Annotated in this window: 21 protein-coding genes; 11 read left to right on the top strand and 10 right to left on the bottom strand. The window is 36.5% G+C overall.

Annotated features, from left to right (window positions below; genetic code table 11):
• Position 1 precedes the first annotated feature (1 nt).
• From EHQ47_RS03010 to EHQ47_RS03000, 3 genes are read left to right on the top strand one after another with little or no spacing between them, the layout of a single operon-like run.
• Entirely contained in the window at positions 2-886 is an 885-nt protein-coding gene (locus EHQ47_RS03010) for an alpha/beta fold hydrolase (protein WP_135776529.1), read from the top strand.
• Positions 887-890: 4 nt separating this feature from the next.
• On the top strand, positions 891-1,433 hold the full coding sequence (locus EHQ47_RS03005) for a PadR family transcriptional regulator (RefSeq protein WP_135748206.1): 543 nt from the start codon (positions 891-893) through the stop codon (positions 1,431-1,433).
• A gap of 53 nt (positions 1,434-1,486) precedes the next feature.
• A complete protein-coding gene (locus tag EHQ47_RS03000; RefSeq protein WP_135776528.1) occupies positions 1,487-3,631 on the top strand; it encodes an ABC transporter substrate-binding protein in 2,145 nt (714 codons plus the stop codon).
• Between the two features lie 74 nt (positions 3,632-3,705).
• Here EHQ47_RS03000 and EHQ47_RS02995 read toward each other — a convergent pair whose 3' ends face one another.
• Complete coding sequence (locus EHQ47_RS02995; RefSeq protein WP_244290193.1) at positions 3,706-4,191, bottom strand: MarR family winged helix-turn-helix transcriptional regulator; 486 nt, start codon at positions 4,189-4,191, stop codon at positions 3,706-3,708.
• Between the two features lie 93 nt (positions 4,192-4,284).
• Here EHQ47_RS02995 and EHQ47_RS02990 point away from each other — a divergent pair, with 93 nt between their 5' ends.
• The 6 genes from EHQ47_RS02990 (at position 4,285) to EHQ47_RS02965 (ending at position 9,372) form a co-directional block, all read left to right on the top strand.
• Positions 4,285-5,214, top strand: a complete 930-nt coding sequence (locus tag EHQ47_RS02990; RefSeq protein ID WP_135776527.1) for an N-acyl homoserine lactonase family protein — start codon at positions 4,285-4,287, stop codon at positions 5,212-5,214.
• Positions 5,215-5,467: 253 nt separating this feature from the next.
• A complete protein-coding gene (locus EHQ47_RS02985) occupies positions 5,468-6,574 on the top strand; it encodes a DNA alkylation repair protein (protein ID WP_135776526.1) in 1,107 nt (368 codons plus the stop codon).
• Positions 6,575-6,583: 9 nt separating this feature from the next.
• A complete protein-coding gene (locus tag EHQ47_RS02980) occupies positions 6,584-7,198 on the top strand; it encodes a hypothetical protein (protein ID WP_135747652.1) in 615 nt (204 codons plus the stop codon).
• Complete coding sequence (locus tag EHQ47_RS02975; protein WP_135776525.1) at positions 7,188-7,721, top strand: hypothetical protein; 534 nt, start codon at positions 7,188-7,190, stop codon at positions 7,719-7,721. Before EHQ47_RS02980 ends, EHQ47_RS02975 begins: the two co-directional genes overlap by 11 nt.
• Positions 7,718-8,635 (top strand): CE1 family esterase, encoded by a 918-nt coding sequence (locus EHQ47_RS02970; protein ID WP_135776524.1) that lies wholly within the window; start codon positions 7,718-7,720, stop codon positions 8,633-8,635. The genes EHQ47_RS02975 and EHQ47_RS02970 overlap by 4 nt, the downstream gene beginning before the upstream one ends.
• Complete coding sequence (locus EHQ47_RS02965; RefSeq protein ID WP_135776523.1) at positions 8,632-9,372, top strand: SDR family oxidoreductase; 741 nt, start codon at positions 8,632-8,634, stop codon at positions 9,370-9,372. The genes EHQ47_RS02970 and EHQ47_RS02965 overlap by 4 nt, the downstream gene beginning before the upstream one ends.
• Here EHQ47_RS02965 and EHQ47_RS02960 read toward each other — a convergent pair.
• The 9 genes from EHQ47_RS02960 to EHQ47_RS02915 form a co-directional block, all read right to left on the bottom strand.
• Positions 9,343-9,855, bottom strand: coding sequence for a Crp/Fnr family transcriptional regulator (locus tag EHQ47_RS02960; protein WP_135776522.1), 513 nt, complete (start codon positions 9,853-9,855; stop codon positions 9,343-9,345). The genes EHQ47_RS02965 and EHQ47_RS02960 overlap by 30 nt on opposite strands.
• The gene (locus EHQ47_RS02955) at positions 9,845-10,279 is read right to left on the bottom strand and encodes a Crp/Fnr family transcriptional regulator (protein ID WP_004787483.1); all 435 of its coding nucleotides are present in this window, start codon (positions 10,277-10,279) and stop codon (positions 9,845-9,847) included. Before EHQ47_RS02955 ends, EHQ47_RS02960 begins: the two co-directional genes overlap by 11 nt.
• Entirely contained in the window at positions 10,279-12,216 is a 1,938-nt protein-coding gene (locus EHQ47_RS02950) for an ankyrin repeat domain-containing protein (RefSeq protein ID WP_135747657.1), read from the bottom strand. Before EHQ47_RS02950 ends, EHQ47_RS02955 begins: the two co-directional genes overlap by 1 nt.
• Positions 12,213-13,775: a peptidoglycan DD-metalloendopeptidase family protein gene (locus EHQ47_RS02945; RefSeq protein WP_135776521.1), complete on the bottom strand. Its 1,563-nt coding sequence runs from the start codon at positions 13,773-13,775 to the stop codon at positions 12,213-12,215. Before EHQ47_RS02945 ends, EHQ47_RS02950 begins: the two co-directional genes overlap by 4 nt.
• A gap of 51 nt (positions 13,776-13,826) precedes the next feature.
• A complete protein-coding gene (locus EHQ47_RS02940) occupies positions 13,827-14,345 on the bottom strand; it encodes a helix-turn-helix transcriptional regulator (protein ID WP_135747659.1) in 519 nt (172 codons plus the stop codon).
• A gap of 487 nt (positions 14,346-14,832) precedes the next feature.
• Positions 14,833-16,920 carry an adenylate/guanylate cyclase domain-containing protein gene (locus tag EHQ47_RS02930; RefSeq protein WP_135747660.1) on the bottom strand — a complete coding sequence of 696 codons (2,088 nt, stop codon included), beginning with the start codon at positions 16,918-16,920 and terminating at the stop codon, positions 14,833-14,835.
• A complete protein-coding gene (locus EHQ47_RS02925) occupies positions 16,917-20,654 on the bottom strand; it encodes an adenylate/guanylate cyclase domain-containing protein (protein WP_135776520.1) in 3,738 nt (1,245 codons plus the stop codon). The genes EHQ47_RS02930 and EHQ47_RS02925 overlap by 4 nt, the downstream gene beginning before the upstream one ends.
• 49 nt (positions 20,655-20,703) lie before the next feature.
• Positions 20,704-21,702: an SPL family radical SAM protein gene (locus EHQ47_RS02920; RefSeq protein ID WP_135776519.1), complete on the bottom strand. Its 999-nt coding sequence runs from the start codon at positions 21,700-21,702 to the stop codon at positions 20,704-20,706.
• A complete protein-coding gene (locus tag EHQ47_RS02915) occupies positions 21,695-22,561 on the bottom strand; it encodes a nucleoside phosphorylase-I family protein (protein ID WP_135776518.1) in 867 nt (288 codons plus the stop codon). Before EHQ47_RS02915 ends, EHQ47_RS02920 begins: the two co-directional genes overlap by 8 nt.
• Positions 22,562-22,570: 9 nt before the next feature.
• Here EHQ47_RS02915 and EHQ47_RS02910 point away from each other — a divergent pair, with 9 nt between their 5' ends.
• On the top strand, positions 22,571-23,131 hold the full coding sequence (locus EHQ47_RS02910) for a glutathione peroxidase (protein WP_135776517.1): 561 nt from the start codon (positions 22,571-22,573) through the stop codon (positions 23,129-23,131).
• Positions 23,115-23,987, top strand: a complete 873-nt coding sequence (locus tag EHQ47_RS02905) for a ChaN family lipoprotein (protein ID WP_135776516.1) — start codon at positions 23,115-23,117, stop codon at positions 23,985-23,987. The genes EHQ47_RS02910 and EHQ47_RS02905 overlap by 17 nt, the downstream gene beginning before the upstream one ends.
• Positions 23,988-23,991: the final 4 nt, after the last annotated feature.

The raw sequence follows: 23,991 nt of genomic DNA, 5'->3' as shown, positions 1-23,991 counted from the left end.
TATGAAATTTTTTCAGAAAGAACTAAATGAATTTGAATCTAATGGACAATACTTAAATTTCAAAGGTTTTTCTATTTACTATCGAACGATAGGAGAAGGAAGGAATTTATTTCTTTTACACGGTTATCCGTTCAATAGTTATGATTGGAGTTTAGTCATTCCAAAAATATCCAAAGATAGAAAAATCATTCTTCTGGATTTTTTAGGTATGGGTTTTTCCGATAAACCACAAAATCACCGTTATTCGTTTGAGGAGTATGCAGAAATCGTAAATGAAGTTGCAAATCATTTAGGAATCACTGAAGCAGATATTTTGGCCCATGATTTAGCTGTTAGTGTTGTGCAAGAAATATTGTCTTCACTGGAAAAAAATAAATTTAAAATACGTTCGATTGCGTTTATGAATGGAGGTCTTTTTTCTGATGTTTACAATCCGAGACTGATCCAAAGGTTTTTATCTCAAACCCCAAACGTCATTGGAAAATTAATCAGTAAGGTAATGAGTCGAAAATCTGTAGAGGCATCGCTTTTTCGTGTTTTCGGACCTGCCACCCAACCAAACAAACATTGGTTAGATATCTTTTGGGAAGTTTTAAACTATAAAGAAGGAAAATCGATTGCTTATCTGATTGGCCGACTGGTGTTTGAAAAAGTTCGTTATCAAAAACGATGGACAAACGCTATGTTGGATACCCAGATTCCATTTTGTTATATTTGTGGACCAGCAGATCCAAACTCAGGATTAAATATGTCAGATCGTTTTTCCAAAGTTTTTCCTTCTCGCCCTATTTATTTTTTATCTGAAAAGATAGGACATTGGCCACAAATTGAGTCGCCAGAAGAAGTTGTTTCAACATACTATCAATTTATTAATGAATTAAAATAATCTAATGAAACGAGAAAGCAAAACACAATATGCACTGTTAGGTATCCTTTCTCAATGTGAAATGAATGGATATGAAATCCGAAAATACATTGAGTCCACAATTAGTTTTTTCTGGAGCGAAAGTTTCGGACAAATTTATCCCACTTTGGCAAAGTTAGAAGAAGAAGGATTGATTCGAGAATGGGAAAAAACGGATAACAACGGAAAAAAGAAAAAAGTTTATAAAATCACTCGTCCTGGACTTGAGGCATTCCGACGTTGGATGGACGAATCACCGATCCAAACAAACAAAAGAAATGAATTGTTGTTTAAAGTTTTTTTTGGAAGGCATATGAATCCAAAATTACTAACCCAACAGTTAGAAGAAGAAGTCCGTAAACAAAAGGAAGATTTAAAACTATTAAAAAACTTTCAAAAGGAACTTGATACGGATTGGGAAAAACATCCAGACTTGGAGTATTGGTCTTTGACCCTTGAGTATGCTGAAAAACAAACAAAGCTAAATTTAGATTGGATAGACAAAGTTAAAAGTAAAATTAAAAGCTGATTTTTTATTTTAATTATTGATTTGGTAAAAAAAATCTATATAAAAAACAGATGATGGGCTGGGGCACTGTCTCTAAAAGATGTTACTATGTGTTCTCTGTTTGTGTTATGTTTATATTTTGTTCCCCAATTTTTGGAACAGAGAAAGTAACCCTTCACCTAAAATGGTTCCATCAATTTCAATTCGCTGGATACTATGCTGCACTTGAAAAAGGATATTACAAAGATCTTGGACTTGATGTTGAGATTTTTGAAAGTACAATTGGAATCAAAGGTATTCACGAAAAAGTAATTCAATCTCCCGGTCATTATGGTGTAGGGAGTAATGAACTAATCCAAGAAAGATATGCTGGAAAACCAGTGGTTGTTCTCGCAGTCATTTTTCAACATTCTCCTTCTGTTTTGTTTTTTAAAAAAACTTCCAATATTCAAAGTATTCATGACTTAGCTGGCAAACGAGTGATGTTAACTCCTCGGATGGATGAAATAGTTGCTTATCTCAAAAAAGAAGGTATAGAACTAAAGGATTTGCAGCTCATAGAGCATAAATTTGATCCAAATGATTTGATAACGGGTAAGGTGGATGCCTTTTCAGGATATGCCACAACGCAAGCCTATGATTTTAAAAAAGCAGGTTTTCCTTTCGTAGAATATTCACCTCGTGTAGCTGGAATTGATTTTTATGGTGATAATTTTTTTACAAGTGAAATCGAGGTTCGGGAACATCCTGATCGAGTAAAAGCATTTAGAGAAGCAAGTCTTCGTGGTTGGCAATATGCAATGAGCCATGAGGAAGAAATTGTAGATTTGATTTATGAAAAATACTCTAAAAGAAATTCGAAGGAAAGACTATTATTTGAAGCAAAACAAATGACTCCATTAATCCAACCAGTGCTTGTGGAGATGGGTTATATGAATCCAGGGCGTTGGAAACACATCAATGATGTGTATGCAGATCTCGGAATGCTTCCTAAAAATATGAATCTACGGGGTTTTATTTATGATCCCAATCCTCAAACAAATTACGATTGGATTTATTATTCTTTTGGAGTAGTTGTTTCTATTTTTATAGTTGTTTGGTTGGTGCAATGGCGTCGTTTGGAAAAACAATATTCGGAAAACTTAAAGAAACAGGTTGAAGTTCGAACAGAAGAATTAAAAAATTCTAATGAATATTTACAAGTATTGAACCAAAGTTTATTGAATACTTTAAAAGAACTTACGGAAGCTCAAGATCGACTTCTTTCTTCTGAAAAATTAGCAGTGCTCGGACAACTTGCCGCTGGTATGGCCCACGAATTAAATACACCGCTAGGAGCCATAGTTTCTTCCAATCAATCTCTTGCTGATTTTCTAAATAATAAAATTAATAAAATCGTCGAAACAATTCTTGGATTTAGTAAAGAGGATTCTGTTCGATTTAATAAAGTGTTAGAAGAAAGTATCAAAAACCAAACCTTCCTTGAAGGAAAGGCAGAAAGATTGATAAAAAAGGATCTCGCTTCAAAATATTCATCAACATTAAAGATGGATTTATATGGAAAACATATGCAACTTGTCGTTGAAACTGGTGCTTATCGATTAGGCGATGAACTCAGTCAAATCTTAGAAAGCGAAAATTCTCTTACCATCCTTGAAACTGTTGCAACAATATCTGCAGCTTATCGTTCGAATCAAATCATCTCAGTCGCATCAGAAAAAGCGACACATGTGATTCGTGCTCTAAAAAGTTATTTGGTTACAGATAAAGATATTTTGAGTGGAAACACAGTTGTAGATGTTATTTTTGAAATAGAAACCATACTGTCTCTTTACCATTACAACCTAAGTAAAGTTAATATAATTAAGTCTTATTCAACCGACAAAAAGTGCAAAGGGAATAGAGACAAACTCAATCAAGTTTGGATCAATCTTTTGAACAACGCATTACAAGCGATGAGTTATGCCGGTACATTAGAAATCAAAATTCAATGGATTGAACCGTGGATCAAAGTTTCAATCATTGATTCTGGTACGGGGATTCCTGACAAAATCAAAGATAAGATTTTTGATCCATTTTTTACTACAAAACCTGACGGAGAAGGAATGGGTTTAGGTCTTGATATTTGTAAGAAAATTGTTTTACAAACGGGTGGAAAAATTGAACTGGAGGATGTGCCAAACGGAGCTTGTTTTGCTGTCTGGTTGCCTGCGGAGTAAACTCAGTTTTTTAAACACCTATCCAACAAATTTTTATTTAGTATAAATATCTGAAATTTACAGGCAAACGTTTGTTATTTCTTTGTTTTTTCTATCGACCGTTTTAGTTTTGATAAGAGAGAATTTAAGGAAGTTATTTCTTCTACTGTAAAATCCTGAATGCACTCATCTTCGTTTTGGGTGTGCAAAACAACAGCTTCGTTAATCAGTTTTAAACCTTTTTCTGTTAGTGAAACTAAGGTGGCTCTCCTATCGTTAGGATCGGGAAATCTCTCGATATAACCTGCTATTTCAAGACGGTCCAAGCGGTTGGTCATGGCACCAGAGGAGAGTAACATTCCTTGCCAAAGCTGAGTAGGATTTAATTGGAAGGGAGGTCCCGATCTACGAAGTGAAGCCAAAACATCAAATTCTCCCATTTTTAATCCTAATTTGCTTAAACTAGATTCCACAGCATCACTTGCAAGAATGGCCGCTTGTCCCAAACGTCCGAATACTTCCATTCCGCGTAGGGAAAGTGTGGGGATTTCTTTTCGCCATTGTTCGATTATTTCTTCCATCGCATCCATAATCGGAGGCTTTCGAAATTTATCTTGACGTCAAAGTAAAAATCAAATTATCTTTACATTAAGAATCTTAGTGGAGAGATAATTATGAAATCCCTAACTCCGATATTTGTTTTGGTAGTTCTTTTTTCTTTTTTTGGCTGTTTTAGCAGAGCCGCGATTCCCTATACGAAAGAAGTTCCTCCGGTCCAACTGGAGAAACCGATTGAAGGTCTCAAACTGGAAGTTTTCCAAACGGGACGAATGGTCATTGATGGCTGGGCTGCTTACACTGGCGGCGAAGGGAAAATCAGCATGGACCAACCGGCATATTTAATTTCCCATCCAACCTACGGTTTGGTTGCGTTTGAAGCAGGACACCATTCCGAGATTGCAACGAATCCCTCTGAACATTTAGGTTGGATACATCGTGTGGGACTCATGCCGATGGAACAAGACCGGGGTCAGGACTTCCGCAACCAATTGAAAACAACTGGAAAAAATCCAGATTCTATACGAGATCTTTTAGTTTCTCACTTTCATCCAGAACATGTTGGGGCAGTAGAGGAATTTCCAAATGCGAGAATTGTCGCAGACCGGCGAGAAATAAAACATGGGACAGAATCACCAAACTATAATTATGTGAACACTGAGTATGATGGCATATCAAACTGGTTTCAAATCGATTTTTCTTCTAAAAACCAATTTGGATCCTTTGAGGGATCGTATGATTTGGTGGGAGACGGATCTATTTTGGTTCTTTCCACACCAGGGCATACACCAGGACATATTTCTCTTTTGGTAAATTTAGGATCTGGACCAGTCTTGTTAACTGGTGACATGGCATGGACAGAACATAACATCCGTTCTGCTTCGATTGGTCTTCCTTTTATTTCTTCAGATGGAGAAGCTGCAAGGATTTCACTTGGTCAATTATTGGCATTCCAATCTAAAAATCCTGGTGTCCTGATTGTCCCAGGGCATGACCTAAATCCATTACGAAAAAACCCAAGAAAAGATATCCATATCCATCCTTGAGCAGTAAATAAATAACCGATCCCAATCTTTATATACGAAATACATAAATCTAGCAGTTCAGCTACATCTAACCCATTTGTAGTGGGTTTATTTGTGGTTTGTAAATTCGTTTCACGATCAATTTTAATTGAAAAATCTATAACGACTTCGAGAAACCGACAAAATGGGGTATTATTTGTAATTCGTATATTAAAGCAGGTTTGCTTTTTCGATTCCATTTACGATAGGCAAATGTAGATTCGTTCTAGTTTGTATGGAACCTTTGAAAGAAATGTATTCCCATGATTGGGTTTTGAATTTGGGAAGTCACCTGAATGCAGTTGATTCCAATATTAAACCTTTGGAATTTCAGAAACAGGTATTTTCTTCCCCTTGGAAGGAGATGGAGTTAAAAGAAAGAATCAACAGACTTGCCGAAGTGGTGGTTCAAAATTGGCAGGGTCCAATCGCAAATATTTATCCTAATCTCCTTACTTTAATTGATTCACTTCGCAACCAAGGGATTTCCGATTTTAATTTTCCATATATTTTTTTGAATGATATTGTCACCAAATCTGGGTTAAGTGATTTTGAAACATCAATGAAAGCTTTCGAAAAAATCACTGTGTTTTCCAGTTCTGAATTTGCGATTCGTTTTTTTTATAAACAACACTTTGATAAAACTTTAAAACAGATGTTTCTTTGGTCGAAACACAAAGAGCCAATGGTTCGAAGGTTGGCTAGTGAAGGAAGTCGTCCTATGTTACCTTGGGGAATAGGAATTCCGGAAATTAAAAATAATCCAGAAATTCATTTGTCGATACTAGAATCTCTTTGGGATGATCGGAACGAAATTGTCCGTCGGAGTGTTGCAAACCATTTAAACGATATATCAAAGTTAAATCCGGAATTAGTATTAGAGTTCTGTAAACATAAGTTTGGCAAAACATCTGAGTTAGACAAAACCTTAAAACATTCCCTCCGTACACTTCTTAAAAAAGGAAATACCAAAGCCTTGGGTTTCTTTTCTTATAACACAAAATGGAAACCAGAAAAATTTAAATTTTCACTGTCACAGAAGGAAGTTAAAGTTGGAAATGCACTTGAATTTAAAATTTATTTAAGTCAAAATTCAAAAGATAAAACGAAATTGAGACTAGAATATAAAATTGGGTTCCGGTTATCTAATGGAAAACATGGATTTAAAGTATTTCAGTTAGGTGAACGAATATTGTTGCCATCTGAAACCATAGAGATAACCAAAAAACATTCATTTGCACCCATTACCACTCGAGTGTATTATCCTGGAACCCATACGATTTCTATTTTGTTAAATGGAAACGAATATGATTTGCGAAAATTTGAATTGAAAAGAGGATAGGAACTAAGTTTGAGAAAAAAATCATTTATATTGCTTGTAATTTTTTTTCCTTTTGTTTTTGAGTTTTGTTCTGTTTTTTATTCTTCCGAAAGACCGAAGTTGGATTTTTCAAAACATATCAAAGATAAATCTTTAAGTTATGAATTAATTGGTTGGGATGATGAAGCTGACCGTCGCAGAATTTCTTACATTCTTTCTGCTTTACAATCCTCTGGAAAATTTACAGCTGTTCAGTATCAAAACCAAACAAAGGCAGATGCACATCTGCAAATCATATTGGAGTCGAGTCCCAGGTTTAAATTTTTTCTAGGGGAATCAACGGAGCCCGTTTCCTATTTACCGGAGAGAGATCCAATAAGGTTTGGTGCTTATTTGCTCAATCGTTTCCTTGCGATTAGTACTGTGTTTATTATTCCAGATATCGATAGAGATGATGATTATTTGGTTTTTCGCCTGAGTAAAAAAGGAAAATTAGAAAAGGAATACCGATACCCGATGGAGTCTTATCGAGTGTTTGGTTGGGTTTCTCTTCTGCTGATGTGGGGTGATGATCGGAATGAATGGAAGACTATCCTTGCAGAAAAGGTATCAAATTTTTTAGGAGATGCTCAGGATGAACTGTAAATCTCAATTTTTAATGTTACTTTCGCTCTTTTGGCTTCTTTTGTTTTTAAATTGTGCCGCATTTCCTGATATGGTTACTTCCAAAGAACGTAAACTTTATTCGATACCAAAAGAAAAAGTAAGATTTGTTTTTACTGGATTTTATCGTTATGAACAGGAACAAAAACAGATTCAAGATACCTTACTCAAATCAGGCTTTCTTCAAGACCAAAACTCAAATTTAGAGTTAGAAGTGATTTTGCAAAAAAAAGATCCGGTATATCGATATTTATTAATCCATCGACTGAATTTTTTTTTAACTTTTTTATCTGGGGGACTTGTTCCTTCACATATTAGAACCGAACATACACTTACGTTTCGTTATACGAATTTAGGTGTTTTTGTAAACGAGTCTGCATATGATATTGGTATGGATCAGTGGCGAGGGATTCCTGTTATTTTACTAATGATCACTCATTGGCCGAATCGAATTTATAAAGAACAATTGATTGATGCAACTAAGTTGGAGATAAAAGAAATATGAAAAGTCTATATTTAGTTATTATATCTAGCTTTTTCTTGGTTTCTTGTTTTGGGTTGATTCGAAGACTAACTCCCAATGAAAAAATAGATTCCTTTGACATTCAAGATAAAAAAAGAACCTATATAGTTCATTATCCTAAAAACTGGAATGGGTCGCCAATACCATTGTTAGTTGCTTTACATGGACGATTTGGGTCTGGATCTAGTATGATCAAACAAACTAAGTTAGATATTCTTTCCGATTCCAAAGGGGTTGTCGTTGTGTTTCCTGATGGTTACAAAAGAAGCTGGGCTGATGGAAGGGGGAATACCCCTGCGGATGAAGATAAGATCAATGATATAGTTTTTATCGAATCAATCGTAAAACGAATGATTGCCGAAGGTTCGGTTGACCCAAAAAAAGTATTTTTGGTGGGGCATTCCAATGGTGGTTTTATGGCCCAACGACTTGCTGTTGAGAAGCCAAACTTATGGAAGGGAGTTGTAAGTGTGGCGGCCCAAATTTCAGTTTACACACTCAAACGGAAAATCGTACTAAAAACAAATCCTGTATCAGTAGGCATTATTGCTGGTACAGAGGATCCACTTGTCCCATATAGTGGTGGTTATGTGAGAGATGGTGGAGAAATTTTATCCGTTGATGATTCTATATTGCGATGGAAAGAGTGGAACCAATGTTCTGACTCAGTTAACAAAAAATCAGAAACTTTCAATGAAGATCTTAGCGAAATAAAAATAGATTTTTTTCGATATGAAAGTTGTACAGATGATAAAAAAGTTGGATTGATTCAATTAAATGGTCTTGGGCATAGTTGGCCAGGAGAAACACCTATGATTCCTTTTATCAATCAGGGAAAAACAACAAAAGTCATTGATGGTTCCAAACTTGTTTGGGATTTTATGGAGAGTCTGTGACTGTTTCCAAAATAGCCTTGGTTACAGGGGCATCTCGGGGGATTGGACTTGCCATCTCTCAGATGTTAGTTGGAATGGGTTATTTTGTTTATGGTGTTTGCCGAAAGCCAGAACACTGCAATTATAAAAATGAATCATTTCATTTGTTTTCCTGTGATCTTTCGAATGCAAAAGATATTGATCAACTTTTGGTTCGTATTCCCAAAAAAAATGAAATCAATTTGTTGGTTCACTCTGCAGGTCTTGCGTATTTTGCCCCCGTTGAAGAATTATCTTCTGAAAAAATTCGGGAGATGGTTAACGTTCACATAACAGCTCCCATGTTGCTTACGAGTCAACTAACACGATTTTTGAAACAAAACCATGGAAGAATTGTTTTTATTGGTTCTGTGGCAGGAAAAGAAATTTCACCTTGGGGGAACGTATATGCTTCTCTTAAAGCAGGGATTCATCATTATGCAAGGGAACTTTTTGCCGAATTACGTAAGTTTGGTGTAAAGGTTTATCTGGTCATACCAGATATCACAAAAACAGATTTTTATAATCACTTAAATTTTGAACCGGATGAAGATCCGAATTCCTATTTATTGCCTGGGCAAATCGCAGAAGTCATTCAAGAACTAGTTGCAGAGGATCGAAATTGGGTAGTTCCTGAAATTCAAATTTCGCCAGAACTATTTAAGATTAAACGTAAAAAACATAATGAATCATTCCCCAATAGGAGCGATATCATCTGAGAACGGTTCCGGTTGGTTTGTTGAATTTCCTTCGTTATCATCAGTGTTTGCCCCAGATGCAGGAATTATTTTAGCAATCATCGAATCTTCGTCTTGTTTCCGTTTGATGGCCCTGATTTTTCCGTCGGTTTCATACAATCGTTCGATTACTTTTTTGAGTAATAAAAATAAAAATTCAGGACTTTCTTGGCTCATCTGAACAAAGGTAGTTCGGTTGATGATTCCTAATTTTGCTGTTTCTGAAACAACAACAATCGATGCAGCTCTCGGACTATTATTGATAATGGCCATTTCACCAAAAAACTCACCCGGTAGGATACTTCTTAGTTTTATATGTTTGCCTTCAATTTGTTTATAAATATCCAACTGTCCTTCAAACAAAAAGAACATGGCACCGTTCGAAGGAACTCCCTCTTTAAAGAGAACCTCTCCACGTTTGATATTGATCATACTTAGTTTTGCGAGAGATTCTTTAAGTCCCATCACTTGACTCCGTTAGATCTTTTAATCTTTGTTCTGCTTCAATTAAACGTTCAACGTATGTTTGTAGCAAAGCATATACAAACATTGGGTTTGAATTTGCAATGCGCGTTAAGTTTTGTTTATCAAGGATTCCGAGTTGGGCTCTGTCTGAATCAATAAATACTGTCATTGCCCTTGGATGGCTTGAGATTAGTGCAATCTCTCCGAAAAATTCGCCAGTGGAAAGTTTTCTTACTTCATGAAAATTTCCCTGGTCTGGTGCACCCATTCCAACAGAAAGAGAACCACTTAAGATGAAATACATCTTTTCGTTAGACGGTTCTCCTTCTCTTACGATGATTTCTCCTCGTTTGAATGTCTTTGTAGGGACAGTATTCACGAAGTCAAAGATGTTGATTCGATTGTCTTTTTTAGGAATGGACATTAAAGGCCGCGGTAAATCTCAATCAGTTCAGGTATTTTTTTATCCTCCGCATATTCCAGAGGAGACTTTCCCAATTTATCTTCTAGTTTAGAATCTCCGCCATTTAAAACGAAGACCCTCGCCAATTCCAAAATGGAATCGCTTTTACCAGGATCAAACTGGATTGCTAGTTCGGAAAGTATAGTTTTCCCTAATTTATCTTGTTGGTTTAAGTTCGCTCTTCTTTCTACTAGGAATAGTACTAGTTTCTTATAGTTTTCTGTTTGGTTGTTATCTTTGGAAGATAAGAATTTTTGAATGGCCTTATGTAATACGGTCAGTCCGTTATTATCTGTTAGGTTGGGATCTGCACCTAATGTAATGAGTTGGGACATTGTATCGATTCGATTTCGGTTGAGCGCAATGTGAAGAGCACTTAACCCTCGTTTGTTTTTGGTATTGGGGTTCACACCTTTACTGATCAATAACTTGATTGTTTCGTCAGAAAATTTTTGATCCTTTTTTTCAATGTCCAACTTACAAACAGTAGTGATTAAATTTTCACCTTCTTCATTGAGTGATTGGAGATTGGCACCAGCTGAGACCAAAAGTTTGAATCCTTCCGCATCTTTTCTTTCAATGGTTGAAAAAATAAGACTCGAACCGTCTTTTTGTTTATGGTTTGGGTCTGCTTTTTTTGATAAAAGGAATTTAGTGATTGGTAGCTGTTTGTTTTCTAAAGCTAACGAAAGTGCAGTTTCTCCGGTTCTTTGATTTTGAACATCAACAGGAACATTTTTTTTAAGTAATTCTTCTACAATTTTTAATCCTGACTTTCTAGAGGCTAAATGAATAGGCAAATAACCAGATGAATTTGGTGTTAAAACATCGGCATTTTTTTGGATTAATATTTCTGCAATCACCCACTTGGAAGTTTCAATCGATTCTTCGAGTGGAATTTTGTTAGAAGAGAGGGTTTGATTTGGATTCGCACCTGCATCTAAAACAAGTTTCAAAAGATTGGTGTCATTTTTCTGTAAGGCGATTTCAAATAAAGTTTTTCCAGTTAAGTTTTTGGAATCAACATTCAAACCTTTTTTTAAAAGTAAGTTAGCGACTGCTAGATTTTTCTTTTCTACAGAATAAAAAAGCAGAGATTCTCCTTCAGGTGTTTTTGCATTGACATTTGCACCTCGATTCAAAAGAACTTCCACACCTTGTGTGAATCCTTTTTCAATCGCAAAAACAATGGGACTGATGGACTTTGTGTCTTCCGTGTTAGGATTCCCATTGGAGTCCAAACTTAGATTTAATAATTTTATATTCCTTTGGTCAATGGCAACAAATACGGGAGTTCTTCCGGTTAAGTCAGGAAGATTGATATCGGCCCCATTTTGAAGAAGGTAAGTAATAGAATCTAGTTTTGATTTTTCGAAAGCTAAGTAAAGAGGGGACTTTCTTGGATTGTTTCTTAAATTTACATCAGCCTTACTTTCTACTAGTAACTTTTGTACTGCGAGATTTGATTTAAGTATCGCCACATGTAGGGCAGTGTTCCCATCTGCATCATAAGCATTTAGATCGGCACCTTTTTCTACAATGGTTTTGATTTGGTTTGTGAAACGAGAGGTGACAACGTAGTGTAATAATGTTTTGCCGGACAAATCTCTTCTGTTTAAATCGGCTCCTTGATTCAGTAGGATTTCAAATTGTTTTGGTTTATTTTTTTCAACAGCTAGGACAAGAAGTGTTTTTCCAGATTCGTCACTGGCATTGATGTCACCACCGTTTGTGATGGCAGTTTCAAAATCTTTTGGATTTCCCTTTAGTAGAATCTGCACCATGTCAGGTGCCGCTGGAGTGATTGTGGTTGTTTCAGGTGGATTGTTTTGTGCAAAACTAGATCCGAAAGAAACGAATAGAAGGGCTAAGCTGAGAGTAAAAAATTTATGTTTCATTTGGGTAAATAGGCATCTGGATCCAAAGCTTGTTGGTCAGGTCCTTTCCTAACTTCAAAATGTAAATGTGGGCCGGTTGATTTGCCTGTGTTTCCTACCTGACCAATGATATCGCCTGATCGGACACTGTCACCTTCTTTTACTTGGCGTTCATTTTGGTGGGCATAATAGGTGAATATATTGTTTTTATGGCTAAGGATAGTCAACATCCCATAACCACCGCTAGTTGTAATGGTTCTCCAAACTTTTCCATCGCTAACTGCTTTTATCGGTGTACCAATAGATGCAGGTAAATCAATCCCTGAATGGAAAGCACCAACCTTTCCAGTGACTGGATCGACTCTGGTACCAAAATTAGAAGATACATAACGATCATTGTCCACAGGGATTTGAAAGTATTTGGATATATCATCGCTATCGACAAGAGGTCCACGATCTTTGGAAACAAACCCTCCAAAAACCCATCCTTCCCATTCATCATTCCAAGATATATAGATCCATCTGGATCTAACTCCACCAATGGTTTCTATTTCTTTTTTGGTATCGATGATTTTGATTTTTTCATCCCCAGGAATTGATGTGACTACGGAACCATAATCGTTTGGTTCATCTCTCATCCTTAGACTTGTGGATCGAACATATCGTTTTTCTCCACTTTTTAATTCATCTGGATTTTCTTGTGGGTAAGAGATCTCACCCGGTTGGACATCGTAAGAAACAACTTCTGATGTACTCAAATATCCACCAAACACCCAACCGGTGCCATAAGCGGATGAGACTTGGTGCCATTGCGAAGTGATACCATCGATGGTATCTTCGGAACTACTGGAAGTTTCAATTTTAACTTTTTGACCTTTGGGTAGTCTTGCCACAACGTAAGCATTGACATCTGGTTCTCCCCTCATGTTAAGAGAACTTGCTTCCACCCACATATCTTTTCCCTGTTTTGAATTGGAATAATTTGTGTTAGGTGTTTCTGTGACTCTTCCCGAAAGAGAAGATAAATCTAAAGACAATCCATCTGTATTTCTTGATTTAACTGCTGGTTTGGTTGGAGAAAGTAGGTCTTGAGTAATATATCCTTCTTGTTTTGATTTTGTTCTTACAAGAACCCAGTGTGGTTTTTCGCTTTTAGCAGTTACATCTTGTTTTAAGACCATCACCACTTCTACAGATTCTCCTTTTTTCACCTTGGTGGTTGATCGAGTGGATGGTTGGTTGGAGGGTTCTAGTTGTAAAAAAAAGCTGTCTCCTGCTATGGCTGAAAGTGACTTTGATTTTTTTTCTCTGGCACCCGGTGCTGCATTGTGATCGGAAATCCCTTCTGCTTGTTTTAAGTCGATGGGAGAGTTTACGATTTTGAGTCCGGGATATTTGTTCTGAACACGACTGACGAAGTCATTGTATTTTTGTAAAATCTCCTCTTGTTTCTTTTGGTTGGCAGAAACAAGACCTGATTGCCTTTGTTTGTCCCTTTCCTCAAGTGAGGTTTGAGACAAAACAGGTAAGGAACAAAATAATAGAAAAATAGAGGTAAAAAGGATTTTCTGATTTTTCATAAAACAAACTATAAAAAACCAAAGAAAAGGGGAACGGTCAAGGTTTTTTGTTTATTCTTCCTCAGGCAACAGGGGAGTCAGAAAATAAGAAATAAATTCCAATTTACCCCGCATCGATGATTTTTCATAGATAGATGCCGTTTGGTTTTCGATGGTGCGAAGGCTTTTTTTTCGAACAGCAGCAATTTGTTTTTGAGAAAATCCACGAAGCAGAAGGATTGCGATTTCGGTTTCAGCATCTGACAATTTCCATTCTTCCATCTGGGTCTTGGCTTCTGCCCAAAAACCCATCTCTGGATTTTTTAAAATGCGATTGGTACGCTTTAGGTCATGGATTTGAGACTTGGCGTGTATATTTTCAACCGCTTCTGCTTTTAACTCTTTGTAAAGAATAAAGACTACGAGAAAGGATGAAATTGCGATAAAGGATTCCACTGTCGCAATGACGATCCGAAAACGATCAAAGTATTCTGGCGGGTTTGTTAAGGTGAAAATTTCTTCAGCAATCCAGACGATTAACGATAGAACATAAAATGCTAAAAAAAGAATTCTTACCTTACGAGTGTCCATATTTCTATTTTAACTTTGTAACTAGTCCCTGGATGCGCAAGCGAGTTTCTTAGGTAGTATCCACATTTGCGGACATCCTCCATTGGAGAACAACGGATGTGATGCGATCCTATAAGTATGAACCGTTGTATGTTAAAAGTTTGGTTTCTTTGTTTCGGATTTGTATTGGGATTTTACGGATGTTCTAATTCAAAAAATTTTGAGACAAGATCTGAGTGCCTAGATCGATGTGTTCGCGAACAATATGTCTGTGCCTTGGCTGTTGCACCACAGCTGGACAATGCGACTGCGACAACAATTGCTTGTGTAGCCATGTATAAAATGTGTTACGACAAATGTCCTGTCCCTTCCACTAGCAGCTCTTCTACGAGAAGATACAGTAGTTCTTCTGGTAGCGGTTCCGGAAACAAGGGTGGGGGGAACTCCAGTTCCGGGTCTGGTTCCGGAAGTGGTAGTGGTTCCGGTTCTTCGGGAGGAGGTAGTTAAATTAGGAGCCAGTTTGTCTGTAGATGATTTTGGCACCGATTTGCAAATTTTTATATAAATCCAAAAAGATTTGGTTTGGGACCATTCCTTCCAGATCTCTTGAAAATTCTGGACGAAGCCTTTTTAAAAAATACATTCCAAGTTCACCTTTGTTTTTGGCTTTTACTTTCCCTCTATATTCACATTCAAAGAAACGTTTCACTTTATCATATGTGGTTTCCGAAAGATTGATTTCTCCTGCATCACCAGAACTTTCCATACGACTTGCAATGTTCACAGTGTCCCCCCAAACATCATAAGCAAATTTAGTTTTTCCAACTACACCGGCTACAACAGGACCAGTATGGATTCCAATTCTAATTTCCCAAAAATCTTGACCTAACATCTGTTTGAATGACTTGATTTGTGTCATAAAGGATTTGATTTCCATCGCGAAAAGGCAAGCATCTACAGGATGTGTAAAATTACCTTGTGGGATTCCACCGGCAGCCATATAAGAGTCGCCAATGGTTTTTAGTTTTTCAAAATTATGACGGACTGCAATATCATCAAACTGAGAAAAACAACCATCCAATTGTTCAATCAGATCTTCTGGAGAAAGTGATTCTGCTGCTAGGGTAAAATTTTTAAAATCCGTAAATAGAATACTTACAGATTCATATTCCATTGGAACCACTTCGCCCCGTTCAATCAGTTCATCCGCTAAATCTCCCGGTAAAATATTTCGAATGAAATGAAGAGTTTTTTCTCGTTCTTTTTCTAGATCCCGCCTAAGATTTGCATTGTGGATGGCACCTGCAACTTGTTCACAGAAAGAAATAATTTCTCCAAATTCATCTTTGGTCCAGTCTTGTTCTCTTGTGAGGCGAGTGACACAAATAATCCCAATGGTTTGTCCTTGGACTACGAGTGGGATCTGTCCAAACAGTTCCAATTTAAAACTATCCACGATAGATGTATCAATGTTTGTAAGTTGTTTCCACTTTAACGATTTTTTTAAGTAAACTGGCTTTTGTTTTTCAAATGTTCGGTAAAGCGAACCTATGTTTGGTGAAAGTGTAGTTCGAAATGTTCTAAGAAAATTGGTAACAAGGAGACCTTTGTTAAAAACTTCTGCCCCTTCCATAAGAGGGACAAGTGAATTTGTTTTTGGGTCAACGAGTAAAATAAAACCTAACTCTACTCTATGGTTAATTTTGAGATAGGAAAATACTTCTCTCGCTATGTCTTCGATTTGTGAATATGAGTTGATCCTTCGGTTGAATCGGTGTAAGTTTTCTAATTTTAGTCGATTGGACTCAATGTTTTCTTTTTCTCTTTGAATGGTGATGTTCCCTTCCTTGAGTTCATTGAGTAGATAACCAGTTTCAATTGTACCTGCAATATAATCCGCAATGATTTTGATTTGGTTCAGTTGTTGTTCTGTTAGTCCAAAATTTCCTGAATAATCTAATAAATCGAGTGTTCCAATGAATTTATTTCGTAAGTATAGTGGCACAATGAGAAGGGATTTTAGATTTGCTGACTGTTTATTCGCAAGTTCAACTCCTTCCGTTTTATATGATTCGAAATCTTGAATATAAAAACTTCGTTTGCGTTTTCGAACATAAGCATGTGCATACATAGTAACGTATGAATCGGAAACTGGAATTTTCCTTTCCATAATTTCTTCTTTTACTTTGTCCGTGAGTTCTTCTGGAAAATTGCTGTGAAAAAATTCGAGTGCTTCTAATTCTTCTTTGTAAACATATAATAAATAGTGTGGGACTTTGAATTTTTCCCGAATGTAGCGACCTAAAATTTTGAGAATATCTTTTAAGTCTGACGCAGAATTGATTTCTCTTAGGAGTCCATCTAAGTCGGATAACTGAGCGTACGAGTCAACAAGTTTATCTGAGAATTCTTCTGAGATGGATTTTGTGCTGATGAGTTCTTTTTCTTTTTTTTCTAAATCTTCTTTTAATAATTTAACTTCAGCTTGGTAAACGATGATCGTATTTTCTTTGTCTTCTTTTTGTTTGTACAATAAAAACATTCCGTACAGAATGCTTACAAAGAGAATGGCGATGGCGACAAGGGCATAGATCATTTGATTAGAATTTTTGCTCCCCGTTTTTGTTGTGTATACAATCTCCCAAATTTTTCATTTGGTGTTGATCCTGTATCATCAGATAAGTCAGGTTTTAAAGATAACAATTCATAAATGGGAACTTGGTCTCCTTCGTATGTATTGATTTGTCTTTGGTTTCCAATATGGAAGAGTCTTTTTACTTTTTCCATAGTTTCTTGAGAGATATTGATTGGAACCCCAACTCCTCCTCTTCGAATTGCCTGGGTTTGTGTTACCGTTTTTCCCCAAACATCATAATTGAACTTTGATTTTCCGATGACTCCCGCAACTACGGGACCTGAATGGATTGCAATGGTAATTCCATTCGGACGAAAAGGTATGTCCTTAAAATCCTCGATCATTCGCATTACTTCGTCTTTGATTTGTAAGGCGGCAAGACAAGCATCAACAGCATGTGTAAAGTTTCCAACAGGAAGTCCTCCTGCTGCCAAATACATATCACCTGTCATCCGAAGTTTTTCCATCCCTTGTGCTTTGATGATTTCATCGAAACGTGAAAAATATAAATCCAATCCTTCGATGAGTTCTTCCGGAGTGAGTTGTCCTGTGATTTGGGAGAATCCGGGAAAACTAGTCAAAAGTAAGGTTACATTTTCAAATTCAACAGGATTGACTCTGCCTTTTTTTTGTAACTCTTCTGCTACGTTTTTAGGAAGGATGTTTAATAAAAGGGAATCGGATCTTTGTTTTTCTTCTTCAATTTTTTTAAGTAAAAAGTGATTGTTGATGGCACTAGCAATGTGTTCAGAAACACCTACAATGGAATTTACTTCATCTTTATTCAACTGAATGTTTTCATCGCCAATTCCATAAACAGCCATCGCTACCACTTCGTCATTGTTCACAAGAGGAGAGATTAAAAACCCATTCATTCCCGATCTTTCTGTAATTTGTTTGTCAATGGCAAACGGGAGTGATTTGGGAATATGTTTCATATAAAAATGGCGTTTGCGTTTGTAACATTTGTACACGAACCCACTTTCTTCTCGGAGTGGAAACCGAAGAGATTTAAAGTAGTTTATATTTTCATCCACTAATAGATCAAACCCCGAGTGATTTAGATAACGGAATTCGTTGTATTCTTTATCTAAGAAATAGAGGACGCAGTGTTCGATTTTATAGTTTTTTCGAATGAATCCAAAAATTTCAGCGAGGATGTTTTCTAAATTGTTTTGTGAGTTTACATTTTTTGCAAACTCATTCATTTTTTGAATTTCTGCTTTTGCCTGTTCTGATTTTTTTCGTTCTTCTTCTGTGATTTGTAACAATAAAGAGTTTTGGATCGCCCCCGCAATTTGATCACAAAATCCTGAAATGCGGCGAAGGACTTCTCTTGTGACTTCTAATGGTTTTTGGAAAGAGGTGAAATATGCCATACCGATCACTTCGTTTTGAACCACAAGTGGAACTGCCACGAAGGAAGTGAGACTTAGTTGTGAAAAAATCTGTTCATCTAATTCGGATTCGTATCGTTTCGGAGGTTTGGGAACAAACAAAGCTTTTTTTCTAAGAAAAGTTTTATAAATGATCCCTCCTTTTTCATTAAGAGGGACTCTGATTGATTTTGCAAATAACAACTGTTCCTCTGTCGCATAAGTAGGAATGGTTGTGTTATAGGTATAAAGTTCGTTTTTTTTAGGATCAATGAGTTGGAGGAGTGTTGCTTCAATTTCAAATGTTTTTAGGATGTAGTTAAACATCTCTTCTATGATTTGTGAGAGACTTGATTCAGAGTTTATTTTTTTTGCGAATTCGTTTAACTTAACAACCTCATTTTTAGCATTTTCCATTTGCATTCTTGAGTTTTCTGCAATGAATTTTTCTCGGTTCATTTCTTCCACAAGAATGGAGTTGGTAACAGCAGTCGCAATATTCTCTGCAGTGTTTTCAACTAACTGGAGTTGGGATCTAGAAAAACTTCTACCTTTTTGTTCACTAAAGAGGGCCAACATGGCGATTACCTTGCCTTGAGAACTGAGAGGAATGATCATCCCAGGGTGTTTTCCCACCATTTGAAGAAATTGTTGGTTGGATTCAGTAAGACGTGATTCCCAGATTTTTGCAAATCGGAATGGGCGATTTCTTTTGTAAACGTGATAAAAAATTCCAGCACTTGAGTCTAAAGCAAAACTCATACTGTTTAACTTTGATTCAGGTAACAATCTTGAGTTGGAGGAAAAAACAGATTTATGATAAGTGAGTTTTGAATTTTCTGCATCCACAAGAAGTAAAATCATGGAATCACAAAATACTTCTTCATTTAAGTAATCGAAGGCTTTTGTGAGAATACTATCTAGTTCAAGAGAAGTGTTTAATGTTTTTGCAAATTCATTTAGCCTTTCTATATTCGCTTTTGAATTTTCTAATTCATGTGTTCTTTCTACAACAATGTCTTCCAGTCCTTCTTTTAGGATATTGAGTTCTTTGTTGGATACTTCTAATTTTTCTTTAAGTTTTTCAATAGAAAGGTAAGCCCTCGTAAATCCATACGAAAGAATATAACCTTGGAATAAAATAAATCCTAAAAACCCAAAGGGAGTTATATTCATTGTATTGATGACATTGTTTTGATAAAGAATGTCATGGACCACAGTGCCAAATACAAAACTAAAACCGATCAGAGAAAGGCCCGCACCCACTGTGTCTGATCGGTAGGCCATGATGATGGCAATCGTGATTCGAACGCAGACTAAAATCAAAAAAATTTGGAAAAAATGAATTTGGGCACTGAAGGTAGCCACTGGCAAAAATAAGGAAACAAGAAAGGGAGTGATCAGAACATTCAAAACCCACATCGTTTTTTTTCCCACAGTATTGGGAAATACCAAACGGTAAAAATAGGCAAAAACAATGGTGGCAATGTATATGGTTGCAAATTCCAATCGGATGAGAAAATCCATTGGCATGTCAGGAAAGATGTTTAAGATATTTCTTTCGCCTATTGTTAGAAGTCGCATAACGATGAGTAAACTAAACAAAGATATAAAAAGACTTGCTTTGTCTTGCCTGCGCATAACAAAAAGTCCCAAGTGGTACAAAGCCCATAAAAAAATACTACCAGCAAGAAAAGAAGTAATTTGGTAACTGCGATTGACTTTGTCATATAACATCCGTCTTTCGCCGATTTCCATACTTTCCCAAAATCCACCCTTGGAATAATGGAAATTGGAAATTTCATACACGATTTCCGTTTCACCTGACAGGGGTTCTAAATCCAAAAGAACCGATTTATAGGATGGTTCAAAGTAATTGGGATTGATTCCAAAACTTCCTTGTTCCACCACCAGTTTGCCGTTAATGTACAATCGATAAGCAGAGGAGAGATCTAAGTTGTGAAAGGCTAGGGTGGGTGTGTTTTTTGGAAAAAGGACTTTTAACCTATATGTCGCATAACCAAAACCTCCGAGAGTTTCACCAAACCAATCCACACCTTTCCAATTAGATGGTACTGTTTGGTAGATGTACTTAGGTTCCCTTCCCAATTCAGTGTCAATTTGAATGCCTTTGTTCGTTTGTTTCCAATAAAATTCCCATTCTCCGTCAAGAGTGATGTTTCCATCTTTCGAAAAGTCCCATGAGGACAAATCCACCTTTCCTTCCTTTGCGATTGGTTTGTTGCGATTGACTTCCGAACAGGCGGAGAATCCAAAGAACATACAAAACAGGAATATTAAAATGAATCTTTTCTTCATAGGTAGGCACTAAGGTTAAGAACTAGTGACAGAAAAGAAAAGGAAAAATTCAGGTATAACTTACTTTTATTTCTGAAGGAGAAACGTATTGGCGAAGTGTCGATGACATAAGTTCTAAAATTTCTTCCGTTTCTGAATTTGAATAGGAAACAATTTTATCTTTTTTTTCAAAAGCATGAAATAAAATGGAAGAGTCCTTTCTTACATCCATCATTCGCTTTAAAAAATCAATATTCATTCTAAATCCACCAATACTGATGTCAACCAGGCCATCTATTTTTAGTTCTTTCCCTAATGTATCAGCTAACGATTGGTAATGGGTTTTCCAATTCGGAACTCTTAAGATTGGATCAATACAAATTCGGACCTTCCAACCGTCTTGGATTGCTTGGTTGATAACCTTGATCCTTGCATGAAGTGGTGGAGTTCCATGTTCTATGGTTTCAATGATGGCTTGTGGGCTGATGGTCCAAGCCAAAATCACATTCGGATTGGGTGAGAATTGAGCAATTTGACTGTAGTTAGTCGACTTTGTGCGAATTTCTAAACTTAATCTTGGTTCGGTTGCGGCAAATTCTAACCAGGCTTTGGTTGCAGGAAAAAATGACTCCAAAGCCAAAAGATCGGTATCGTACGACAAAGCCAAATACAGAGATTGGTTTTTTTCTATAAATTCTTTTGTGGCATCAAAAAAATCTTCCCAATTGACAAATAACACGAGATTGGCGGAAGGAAACATTCCTTGTAGGTAACAATATTCACAGTCATAAATACAATTGAGAGCGATTGTATTATAATAAAAATGTGGATGAGAGAAGTTAGGAGAAAAATCACTTCCTGGATACAGAAAATGTTCTTTTTTTTCTGCTAAAATTAACTTAGGTGTTTCTTTTTGGACCCGAAAGTTTTGGGAATTTCGATTAAAACTATCTTTGTAATGTCTGATGGGAATGGGGATGGCATTGGGAAAACGTTTTAATATCTCTTTGGTCCTCCAATGATCTCGAATCCCATCTTCAATATAAATATGAGAGAATGACTTAAACATGTAGAGACTCTCTCCACTGTTCAAAGAATTCTTTGAGATCAGATTTGGATTTTAAATGGATTTTAAGAGATTCCTCTGGAAAAGGAAGACTTGTGTTTGGATTCCGTAATCGGAAAAACCGAATTGATTTTTTTAAATCATGTTTCATTGTTTCCGTTAGGCGAAGGTTTTGAATGAATGATTCCACCAATGGCCAATCGAAAGTTTCAATCGAATCAATTCCTGTCCAAGGGAGGGGGGAAGTCCATTCATCGAATAGTCCTTCCATCTTTTCTGCCATCATGGATTCTACAGTTTCGGCCTTACAAAAGGTTCCTTCCAGATGATCTGAAACTAATTTTCCAAGAGAAATATTTTCTAATGGAAAGTATAAAGAGGCAGCTTCAAAAAAACCGGACCCTTCCATATCAATCAATTGGATTCCTTTTAACTCCTCTTGGGAGAGAAATAAAAATCGATCGGAATCTTCATTTTTGGTAATGGGTCTGTCAAATGTGGTTAAGGTTGTTTCTTTTGTGAATTTTGATTTTTCAATTCGATCTGGATAAAAATCTCTTTTTGTTCCTGCATCAGTGATTTTATGAATCCATAAAAAATCACCTAACGAGAGTTCGTTACTGTTTGAACCTGCAATTCCTAAATTCCAAATTTTCATTTGGTTTCGATCTGGTTTCGAGAGAATATGGGCAAATTCGGAGACAGCCAATGCCGCAGAAAGTTTGCCTGTTCCAGAAATAATGATATAATGATTTTCTTTTTGGAAAATTCGAAATTTCCCCAAATGGGAAATGGGTTTCGCTTGTAGTTTTGTGATCCAAGGTTTGGCCTCAGAAAGAACAGCGAAAAACAATGCAGACATAGTCTAAACATGAAACAGGGGGGTTCCATGCAAAGAAAAGTTTTGTTTGCCATTTTTCTCTTAATCGGTTTTCATATCTATGCTGGAGGAAAAAAGATGTCATTCCACGATTTCAAATCTGTATCCATCCAAGGAAAGGACGTTTCCCTTTCTGAATATAAAGGACATCCCGTCCTGGTTGTCAATGTTGCGTCTAAATGTGGTTATACGCCACAATATGAAGGCCTTGAAAAAATTCACCAGTCTTACAAAGACAAAGGATTAAAAGTCATTGGCTTTCCTTCTAATGATTTTGGTGGCCAAGAACCAGGAACCGAATCTCAAATTGCCGAGTTTTGCAAACTAAACTTTGGGGTTAGTTTTGATCTGATGAAAAAAACAAAAGTTTTGGGAAATGATAAAGATCCAATTTACCAATTTTTAACAGAGAATGCAAAAGAAAAAGGGGATGTGAAGTGGAACTTCGAAAAATTCCTCATCGATAAAAATGGAAATGTTGTGGGGAGATTTCCTTCGGGAACCAAACCGGAATCTACGGAGTTAAAACAAGCCATTGAAAACCTTCTGTAATCGATTTCTTTTTTCGTTTTGGTGTGTTTTTTTTGGATTTGGAATTTCTGCTGAGGAAGTAAATTCAACCGTACAAATTGTTCGGACATCCACGGCAGAAACCGTATCCATTTCCGATATTCTAAAAGAATCATCAAAATACAATGTCATTGTTTTGGGTGAAGAACATGATAACCAAGATCTCCATCGTTTTTATGAATCTTTGTTTAAAGAAATCTCTGATTTAGAGCCAACTTCCCTTTCTTTGGAAATGTTAGAACAGGACGGACAAAATATTGTAAACGAGTTTCTAAAAGGAACCATTACCGAGTCACATTTTTTATCTTCTACTTCTCATTGGAAATCGTTTAAAACCGACTACTTGCCGTTAGTTTTGATAGCAAAAGAAAAAAAATGCAATGTGATTGCAGCAAATCCTCCTCGTCGTTATGTAAATCTAATTTCACGAAAAGGTTTGGCCGCTTACCGCGAGTTTTCTGATTCGGCTATTGCCTATTTACCTCCGGCTTATAGTTTAGAAAAATATCTAACGGAAGATTACAAACAACGGTTAACTGCTTTGTTTGCCAGTGGACACGGAGTGAGTCACGGACTTACAAACCAATACTTGGTTCTCGGCCAAGCAACTTGGGACCAAGGTATGGCCGAATCGATTTCCAGGGAATTCTATAAATCGGGAAAAAAGGTGGTTCATTTGAATGGTCGATTTCATTCCGATCGCAAGGGTGGTGTCGTCCACAGACTACGAGAAATGGGAGTTTCGGTTCTTGTGATCTCCGGGTTTGCCAAAGATCGAGAAGAAAGCCAGGATTTTGTGAAAATCGCTGATTTTGTAATTTTAACAAACGTCCGATAAGAAT

The sequence above is a fragment of the Leptospira bourretii genome, assembly GCF_004770145.1.
In the GTDB taxonomy this organism is placed as follows: domain Bacteria; phylum Spirochaetota; class Leptospiria; order Leptospirales; family Leptospiraceae; genus Leptospira_A; species Leptospira_A bourretii.
The sequence above is the reverse complement of the archived record's forward strand: the minus strand, read 5'-3'. Positions and strand labels throughout refer to the sequence as shown.

Coding starts and splice junctions, on each gene's coding strand:
- EHQ47_RS03010 (WP_135776529.1), top strand. CDS start 2: ATGAAATTTTTTCAGAAAGAACTAAATGAATTTGAATCTAATGGACAA.
- EHQ47_RS03005 (WP_135748206.1), top strand. CDS start 891: ATGAAACGAGAAAGCAAAACACAATATGCACTGTTAGGTATCCTTTCT.
- EHQ47_RS03000 (WP_135776528.1), top strand. CDS start 1,487: ATGGGCTGGGGCACTGTCTCTAAAAGATGTTACTATGTGTTCTCTGTT.
- EHQ47_RS02995 (WP_244290193.1), bottom strand. CDS start 4,191: ATGGAAGAAATAATCGAACAATGGCGAAAAGAAATCCCCACACTTTCC.
- EHQ47_RS02990 (WP_135776527.1), top strand. CDS start 4,285: ATGAAATCCCTAACTCCGATATTTGTTTTGGTAGTTCTTTTTTCTTTT.
- EHQ47_RS02985 (WP_135776526.1), top strand. CDS start 5,468: ATGGAACCTTTGAAAGAAATGTATTCCCATGATTGGGTTTTGAATTTG.
- EHQ47_RS02975 (WP_135776525.1), top strand. CDS start 7,188: ATGAACTGTAAATCTCAATTTTTAATGTTACTTTCGCTCTTTTGGCTT.
- EHQ47_RS02970 (WP_135776524.1), top strand. CDS start 7,718: ATGAAAAGTCTATATTTAGTTATTATATCTAGCTTTTTCTTGGTTTCT.
- EHQ47_RS02960 (WP_135776522.1), bottom strand. CDS start 9,855: ATGGGACTTAAAGAATCTCTCGCAAAACTAAGTATGATCAATATCAAA.
- EHQ47_RS02955 (WP_004787483.1), bottom strand. CDS start 10,279: ATGTCCATTCCTAAAAAAGACAATCGAATCAACATCTTTGACTTCGTG.
- EHQ47_RS02950 (WP_135747657.1), bottom strand. CDS start 12,216: ATGAAACATAAATTTTTTACTCTCAGCTTAGCCCTTCTATTCGTTTCT.
- EHQ47_RS02945 (WP_135776521.1), bottom strand. CDS start 13,775: ATGAAAAATCAGAAAATCCTTTTTACCTCTATTTTTCTATTATTTTGT.
- EHQ47_RS02940 (WP_135747659.1), bottom strand. CDS start 14,345: ATGGACACTCGTAAGGTAAGAATTCTTTTTTTAGCATTTTATGTTCTA.
- EHQ47_RS02930 (WP_135747660.1), bottom strand. CDS start 16,920: ATGATCTATGCCCTTGTCGCCATCGCCATTCTCTTTGTAAGCATTCTG.
- EHQ47_RS02925 (WP_135776520.1), bottom strand. CDS start 20,654: ATGAAGAAAAGATTCATTTTAATATTCCTGTTTTGTATGTTCTTTGGA.
- EHQ47_RS02920 (WP_135776519.1), bottom strand. CDS start 21,702: ATGTTTAAGTCATTCTCTCATATTTATATTGAAGATGGGATTCGAGAT.
- EHQ47_RS02915 (WP_135776518.1), bottom strand. CDS start 22,561: ATGTCTGCATTGTTTTTCGCTGTTCTTTCTGAGGCCAAACCTTGGATC.
- EHQ47_RS02910 (WP_135776517.1), top strand. CDS start 22,571: ATGAAACAGGGGGGTTCCATGCAAAGAAAAGTTTTGTTTGCCATTTTT.